Origin of the sequence: Micrococcus sp. HG099 (assembly GCF_024723355.1) — a bacterium.
Classification (GTDB): domain Bacteria; phylum Actinomycetota; class Actinomycetes; order Actinomycetales; family Micrococcaceae; genus Micrococcus; species Micrococcus endophyticus.
Window position 1 is genome coordinate 1 of sequence record NZ_JANQCJ010000117.1, and the last position, 7,227, is coordinate 7,227.

Annotated in this window: 6 protein-coding genes; 4 read left to right on the top strand and 2 right to left on the bottom strand. The window is 75.2% G+C overall.

Annotated elements, in window-relative coordinates; all coding sequences use genetic code 11:
- Positions 1-15: 15 nt before the first annotated feature.
- Both dtd and NWP10_RS09630 read right to left on the bottom strand, forming a co-directional pair.
- Positions 16-468 carry a D-aminoacyl-tRNA deacylase gene (dtd, locus tag NWP10_RS09625; protein WP_258300744.1) on the bottom strand — a complete coding sequence of 151 codons (453 nt, stop codon included), beginning with the start codon at positions 466-468 and terminating at the stop codon, positions 16-18.
- Positions 469-536: 68 nt separating this feature from the next.
- A complete protein-coding gene (locus NWP10_RS09630) occupies positions 537-2,144 on the bottom strand; it encodes a choice-of-anchor I family protein (RefSeq protein ID WP_258300745.1) in 1,608 nt (535 codons plus the stop codon).
- 199 nt (positions 2,145-2,343) lie between these two features.
- On the opposite strand from NWP10_RS09630, the gene NWP10_RS09635 reads away from it, so the two are divergent.
- From NWP10_RS09635 to NWP10_RS09650, 4 genes are all read left to right on the top strand, one after another.
- Complete coding sequence (locus NWP10_RS09635; protein ID WP_258300746.1) at positions 2,344-3,774, top strand: replication-associated recombination protein A; 1,431 nt, start codon at positions 2,344-2,346, stop codon at positions 3,772-3,774.
- A gap of 148 nt (positions 3,775-3,922) precedes the next feature.
- Positions 3,923-4,594 carry a general stress protein gene (locus NWP10_RS09640; protein ID WP_258300747.1) on the top strand — a complete coding sequence of 224 codons (672 nt, stop codon included), beginning with the start codon at positions 3,923-3,925 and terminating at the stop codon, positions 4,592-4,594.
- 212 nt (positions 4,595-4,806) lie between these two features.
- Complete coding sequence (rpsD, locus tag NWP10_RS09645; RefSeq protein ID WP_308421543.1) at positions 4,807-5,541, top strand: 30S ribosomal protein S4; 735 nt, start codon at positions 4,807-4,809, stop codon at positions 5,539-5,541.
- 157 nt (positions 5,542-5,698) lie between these two features.
- Positions 5,699-7,090, top strand: a complete 1,392-nt coding sequence (locus NWP10_RS09650; RefSeq protein ID WP_258300748.1) for an amidohydrolase family protein — start codon at positions 5,699-5,701, stop codon at positions 7,088-7,090.
- Positions 7,091-7,227: the final 137 nt, after the last annotated feature.

Consider the following 7,227-nt stretch of genomic DNA (forward strand, 5'->3'; position numbering starts at 1 on the left):
GGCGGGGGTCGCCGCTCATCCGCGCCGCGGCCCGGCGAGGTCGGCGGTGTCCACGACGAGCGTGAAGGGGCCGTCGTTGACGAGGGTGACGTCCATCTGCGCCCCGAACACCCCCCGCTCCACGCGCACGCCCTCCGCCTCGAGCCCCGCGGCGAACCGCTCGTACAGCGGCTCGGCGCGCTCCGGGCGGGCGGCGCCGGTCCAGGAGGGGCGACGGCCCTTGCGGACGTCCCCGTAGAGCGTGAACTGGCTGACCACGAGCGCGGGCGCGCCGGCGCTGACGAGCGAGGCCTCGCCGTCGAGCATGCGCAGGGTGGCCACCTTGGCCGCCAGGGCGTCGGCCTCGGCGCCGGTGTCCTGCGTGCTCACCCCGAGCAGGATCACCAGCCCGGCGCCCTCGAACGAGCCGACCACCTCCCCGGCGACGGTGACGGAGGCGGATCGGGCGCGCTGCAGGACGGCTCTCATGGGGTCATTCTGCCCCGAGCCGTCCCGTAGCGCGCCTGTGCGATGAGCGCCAGGCCCGCGTCAGAGGGTCACTTGCGCTTGCCGCCCTTCACCGGGTCCACCTCGTACACCGTGGTGGAACCCGAGACCTCGTTGGCCACGATCAGCAGGGCGGTGCCCGAGGGGGAGTCGGAGGCCGGCACGAAGGCCAGGCCCTCCGCGCCCATGTCGCCCAGACCGGCGTCACCGTCCTCGCCCACGGCGTCCCAGGCCCGCTCGTTGATGTAGTCCACGTCACGGGCGTCGGTGGGATCGGTGATGTCGAAGACCATCACGCCGCCGATGCGCTCAAGGCCCACGAACGCGTACTGGCGCCCCTGCACCTCGCCGACCACCACCGACTCGGGCTCCACGCCCTTGTCGTCGGAGCGGGAGTCGAAGCTCGGGGTCTCGTCGTTGTTCGCGTTGAAGGCGTGCGCGGGCAGCTCGCCCGCGGCGATCAGGCGGGCGATCTGCTCCTCGAGCGTCCCGGACGAGTCGAAGAGCCGCTGCCCGTCCGCGGTGTAGATAGAGAAGCCGCGGCCGCCCAGGGCGTGCAGCTCGGTGTGGCAGCCGCGCTCGGCGTCGTAGCCGAGGTCGGTCAGGACGTTCAGACGGCCGAGGGCCTCGTTCTTCTGCAGGGCCTTCGCGTTGGGGAACACGTCGGCGCAGAGCTCGAGGTCCTTCACCCGCTCGGCGTCCACGAAGTCGCCCCACTCACGGGAGTCGCCTTCGTTGGCGGTGACCACGAGGGTCTGGCCGCGGTACTTGTAGGTGGCCAGGCCGTCGAGCATCGGCACACCCAGCACGCGCTGGTACGCCAGGGAGATCACGCCGTCCTTGTCGGACACGTCGAGCACGCCCTCGGTGGACCAGTCGGTCAGCTGCAGGGCCCAGAAGTCCACGAGGGAGGCGGACGCCAGGTCCACCGCCACCACGGCGTTCGCCTCTCGCACGGAGACGTACGCGGTGCGGCCGGTCGGGTCGATGGAGACGTACTCCGGCTCGAGGTTGCGGGCGATGCGGCCGGCTCCCTCGTGGCCGGCGGGGACGGCCACGTCCGGGCCGAAGACGCGCACGCCCTCGGGCAGGGCGGCGCCCTCGTCGTAGGCGCGGAAGTCCACGGTGCGCACAGCGTCCTGGCCCAGACGGGCGAACTGCCGGGCGTTCTTCGGGACGGACACCACGGAGATCGTGCCCTCGGGGTCCGCGGAGAAGTCGTCCGCCGGCTCGCCCTCGTTCGCGACCACGGCGTACGCCCCGTTCGGGGCGAGGGCCACGGAGTCCGGCAGGGCGCCCACGCGGACGCCGCCGAGGAACCCGAGGGTCCGGGTGTCGAAGAAGACGAGCCAGCCGTGGCCCGTCTTGTCCTCGGCCTCGACGGTCGCGGCCATGACGCCGCCGGCCACCGCCACCGAGTTCACCACGGCGCCGGCGTCCGTCACCCAGCCGTCCGCGGCGGGCAGTCCGGCCACGGAGAGCACGGTCTCGGCGGCGGAGGCGTCGCACACGCCGGTCTCGTGGGTGCCGGCGGCAGTGAGCTCGATGCTCCTGCCGGACGGGTTCGCGGCGGGCGCGACCGCGGTCAGCGGGGCGACGACGGCGGCGGACAGGGCGACCATCGAGGTCGCGGCGGCCAGGCGGGACAGGGTGCGCATGGGGATGCTCCTGGGGCGGGGGACGGGGATGCGCCCTCGAGCACTCGCCACGCGGATGAACGGGATCCGTGCGGCCGGTCAACGCCCGGCCAACCCCGGGTGACCCCCCGGGGCACGCGCGTCGGGGCGGGCGACGGGGCCGCGCGCCGTCGTCGTGCGCCGTCGTCGTGTCCGGGGCGGGGCCTAGGCTGGGGGCACCATGGCTGACCTCTTCTCCGCGGCGCACGAGTCCGACGACGACGGCCCCTCCGGCACGGTCGCGGCGCCGCGCGCCTCGGCCCCCCTGGCGGTGCGCATGCGCCCGCGCACCCTCGAGGAGGTGCTGGGCCAGCGCCACCTGATGCGACCCGGATCGCCGCTGCGCAAGCTCGCGGAGCCGGACCCGGGCTCGCCCGCCGGCCCGAGCTCCGTGATCCTCTACGGGCCGCCGGGCATCGGCAAGACCACCCTCGCGCACGTGATCGCGCGCGCCCCGGGGCGCACGTTCACCGAGCTCTCGGCCATCACCGCCGGCGTCAAGGACGTGCGCCAGGTGATGGAGCAGGCCCAGCGGGAGCGGGACCTGTACGACCGCACCACCGTCCTGTTCCTCGACGAGATCCACCGCTTCTCCAAGGCCCAGCAGGACGCGCTGCTGCCCGGCGTCGAGAACCGCTGGGTCGTGCTCGTGGCCGCCACCACGGAGAACCCGAGCTTCTCGGTGATCGCCCCGCTGCTCTCGCGCTCGCTGCTGCTCACCCTGCGCCCGCTCACGGACGAGGACATCGTGGGCCTCGTGGAGCGGGCCGTGGCGGACGAGCGCGGGCTGAACGGGGCCGTGGACCTCGCCGACGACGCGCGGGACTACGTGGTCCGCATGGCCGGCGGCGACGCCCGTCGGGCGCTGACCGTGCTCGAGGCCGCCGCGGGCGTGGCCCTCGACAAGGCGCGGCAGGCCGGGGCCGACGAGGACGCCGGGGGAGACGGCGGGGCGCGTGCGGGGGCGGCCGCCCCGGTGACGGTGACGGAGGAGGACGCCGCGCAGGCGATGGACCACCACGTTCAGCGCTACGACAAGGACGGCGACCAGCACTACGACGTCATCAGCGCGTTCATCAAGTCGGTCCGCGGCTCGGACGTGGACGCGGCCCTGCACTGGCTGGCCCGCATGCTGGAAGCGGGGGAGGACCCGCGGTTCATCGCGCGGCGCCTGATCATCTCGGCCTCCGAGGACGTCGGGATGGCGGACCCCACCGCGCTGCAGACCGCGGTGGCCGCCGCGCAGGCGGTGCAGCTCATCGGCATGCCGGAGGGGCGGATCATCCTGGGCCAGGCGGTCACGCACCTGGCCACGGCGCCCAAGTCGAACGCCTCGTACGCGGCGGTGAACGAGGCGCTGGCGGACGTGCGGGCCGGCGGCACGGGGCAGGTCCCGCCGCACCTGCGGGACGCCCACTACCCGGGGGCCGCCGCGCTCGGCCACGGCAGGGGCTACGTGTACAGCCACGACGAGCCGCACGCCGTCGCCCGGCAGCAGTACGCGCCGGACCCCCTGGTGGGCAAGGACTACTACCGCCCCAAGCCGATCGGCGCCGAGAAGCGCCTCGTGGACCAGGTGGCGGCGCTGCGCAGGATCACCCGCGGGGAGTGAGCGAAGGGCCGCGCGGCGCGGGGGAGTGAGGCGGGGCACAGTCCCGCCGGGCGGGGGAACACCCAGGTCAGCGGCCGGGTTGTCCCAGGGGGGAGGACGGCGGAGCCGCGCCGCCGTCTCGACCATCCGAGACCGAAGGAGCCCCGCCATGTCCCAGCAGCAGCCCTACGCCCAGGACCCCCACAGCGCCGCCCCCGCCACGACCCTCGACGCCGCCTACGCGGGCGGCCCGCTGGGCGCGGCCGACCACCGCGTCCTGGAGTCCGTGCCGGACTACGCCCGCGCGCAGGCGATCGTGGACCAGCTCTCCGACGCCGGCTTCCCCGTCGAGCACGTGCGGATCGTCGGCACGGGGCTGCGCACCGTGGAGCAGATCCTCGGCCGGATGACCACCGGGAAGGCCGCCGGTCGCGGCGCCGTGCAGGGCCTCTGGTTCGGCCTGCTGCTCGGCCTGCTGTTCTCGATCTTCTCCCCGGGCTTCGGGTTCCTCTGGATCCTGCTCATCGCCCTGGGCCTCGGCGCCCTGTGGGGTGCCGTCTTCGGGGCGACCGGCCACGCCGCGACTTCAGCTCCCTGCAGACCATGGACGCCGCCTCGTACGAGGTGCAGGTGGAGGCCGCCCACCTCGATCGGGCCCGCCAGACCCTGGGCGCCGGCCCGGCCGCCCCGCGCGCCTGACCCGTCCGCCGGCGGGGCCGGTCCGCGCCGTCCGGTCTGGACAGGCCCCGCACCCCGCCCCGGCCCCGAGCCGAGCGGCCCGCATCCCTCGTGTTGCGCTCACGACACGCCGTCGTCGTCGTGCGCAGGCGGCGAGTCGTGAGCGCAACGGAGGAGGAGCAGCCCCGGACACGCCGCCCCCGTCCGTTTCGGGCCGACGCCGGCCGCTCTGGTAGGGTGGACCGGTCTGGCAGGCGCTGCGCCCCGGACGCATCCCCCTCGAACGGATCCCGCGGACACCCGCGTGCCCGGACGGGGGTCGCGCAGCGCATCAGTGGATGACGGGCGGCGGCACGCCCCTCAGCTCTCCTCAGGATCGCGGGGAGGCCAGGTTCGAGTCCCCTTGACCCGTGCGCGAGCACGGCGACGGACCCTCGAGACAAACCCCATCCGTGCCGCACGTCAAGGAAAGTGAGGACCACCATGAGTGGCAACCTTCGCACCCGCCGCACCGTCCGGCACTCGCGCGCCCTGGGCATCGCCCTGACCCCCAAGGCCGAGAAGTACATGGAGCGCCGCCCGTACGGCCCCGGCCAGCACGGCCGCGCCCGTCGCAAGCAGGACTCCGACTACGCGGTGCGCCTGAAGGAGAAGCAGCGTCTGCGCGCTCAGTACAACATCCGCGAGGCGCAGATGCGTCGCTACTTCGAGGAGGCCAAGCGCACCGCCGGCCTGACCGGTGAGAACCTGGTCGAGCTCCTCGAGATGCGCCTGGACGCCCTCGTGCTGCGCGCCGGCTTCGCCCGCACCATCCAGCAGGCCCGCCAGCTCGTCGTGCACCGCCACATCATGGTGGACGGCAAGCGCGTGGACATCCCCTCGTTCCGCGTGAAGGAGGGCCAGATGATCCACGTGCACGAGCGCTCGGAGAAGATGGTGCCCTTCCAGCTGGCCGCCGCCGGCGCCCACCAGCAGGTCCTGCCCGCCACCCCGGGCTACCTGACCGTGGAGATCGAGAAGCTCCGCGCCACCCTGACGCGTCGCCCGAAGCGCTCCGAGGTCCCCGTGACCTGCGAGGAGCAGCTCGTGGTCGAGTACTACGCGCGCTGATCCGTCCCGCCGGGGCTCGCCCCGGACGACGGCGCCGCGTGCGTCCCGCAGGCCCGGTCCCCTTCACGGGGGCCGGGCCTGCGGCGTTCCCGGGACCGCCGGCATCGCCGGGGCCCGGACCCCGTGTCCCGTCCGCCCCGGCGGCTACGGTGGCGCCATGAGCACCGGCAGCACCCCCAGCGACCCCTCCGAGCAGCGAGACCAGTCCCACCGGACCGCCCCCTCCGACCACCCCAGCTCGCGGGGCGGCGGTCCGCGCGCGGCCGCGGCGGCCCTCGCGCGCCTGGCGGAGAGCCCGGCCCGAGTCGGCCTCGTCCGCGACGTCCGCCCATGGGGCGGGCCCCGCGTGGACCTGCGCCTGCAGGACGGGCGCGTGGCCGCCGTCGTGCCCCACGACCCCACCGAGGCTGCCGCACCGGCCGCCTCAGAGATCGACGACGGCCTCGTCGTGGAGGGACACGGGGCCCTGTGCGTGCCGACCCTCGCGGACGCCCACGCCCACCTGGACTCCGTCCGGCTCGGCCTGCCCTTCCGCCCGCACACCGGCCGCCCCGGCGTGTGGGGGATGATGTCCAACGACCGCGAGAACTGGCGGCACGCCGAGGCCCCGATCGGGGAGCGGGTGGAGACCGCGCTGGGCATGATGATCGCCCGCGGCACCACCCACGTGCGGACCTACGCGCAGGTGGACGTCGACGCCGGGCTCGAGCGCCTCGAGGCCGTCCTCGCCGCCCGGGAGCGGTTCGCGGACGCCGCCGACGTCGAGGTCGTCGCGTTCCCGCAGTCCGGCCTGCTCCTGGAGGCCGGCAGCGCGGACGTGCTCGCCGCCGCCATGGACGCCGGCGCGGACGTCGTGGGCGGGATCGACCCCTGCCAGCTGGACCGGGACCCCGTGCGCCACCTCGACGCCGTGTTCGGGCTCGCCGAGCGGCACGGCGCCCCCGTGGACGTCCACCTGCACGAGCAGGGCAGCCTGGGCGCGTTCTCCCTCGAGCTGATCGCCGCGCGGGTCCGCGCGCTGGGCATGCAGGGGCGGGTCACGGTGGCCCACGCGTTTGCGCTGGGCACCCTCCCGGACGCGCGCCGGGACGCGCTGCTCGCGACGCTGGCCGAGCTCGACGTCGCCCTCACCACGATCGCGCCCGCCGGCGCCGGGACGCTGCCCCTGGACCGGATCCTCCAGGCCGGGGTCCGCCTCGGCCTCGGCGAGGACGGCCAGCGTGACTACTGGTCGCCCTACGGCAACGCGGACCTGCTGGATCGGGCCTGGCAGTTGGCCTTCACCCAGGGGTTCCGTGCGGACGACGACGTCGCGCGCTGCCTCGAGGTCGCCGCGGTGGGCGGGCGCTCGGTCCGGGACCCCGCGGCGCCGCGGATCGCGGCGGGCCGGCCCGCGTCCGAGCGGACGATCACGGCGGGCGACGCCGCCGACCTGCTGCTGGTGCCGGCCGAGACCCTCGCGTCCGCCGTGATGGACCGTCCCGCCGAGCGCACGGTGATCCACCGCGGGCGGCTCGTCGCCGCCGGGGAACCCGACGCCGGGCGGTAGGCTGGGCGGGCACCCCACCGTCTCCAGGAGGCCCCGTCATGCTCCGCTCGCTGCTGCTCGTGACCGCCGGCGCCGCGTCCGGCTGGCTCGCGCACCGCGCGCTCGGCGACCGCGCCGCCGCGGACGCGGCCCCGGGC

Bases quoted from the DNA above. Each gene is read 5' to 3' on its own strand.
- NWP10_RS09650 (WP_258300748.1), top strand. From the start codon at position 5,699: ATGAGCACCGGCAGCACCCCCAGCGACCCCTCCGAGCAGCGAGACCAG.
- NWP10_RS09630 (WP_258300745.1), bottom strand. From the start codon at position 2,144: ATGCGCACCCTGTCCCGCCTGGCCGCCGCGACCTCGATGGTCGCCCTG.
- dtd (WP_258300744.1), bottom strand. From the start codon at position 468: ATGAGAGCCGTCCTGCAGCGCGCCCGATCCGCCTCCGTCACCGTCGCC.
- NWP10_RS09640 (WP_258300747.1), top strand. From the start codon at position 3,923: ATGTCCCAGCAGCAGCCCTACGCCCAGGACCCCCACAGCGCCGCCCCC.
- NWP10_RS09635 (WP_258300746.1), top strand. From the start codon at position 2,344: ATGGCTGACCTCTTCTCCGCGGCGCACGAGTCCGACGACGACGGCCCC.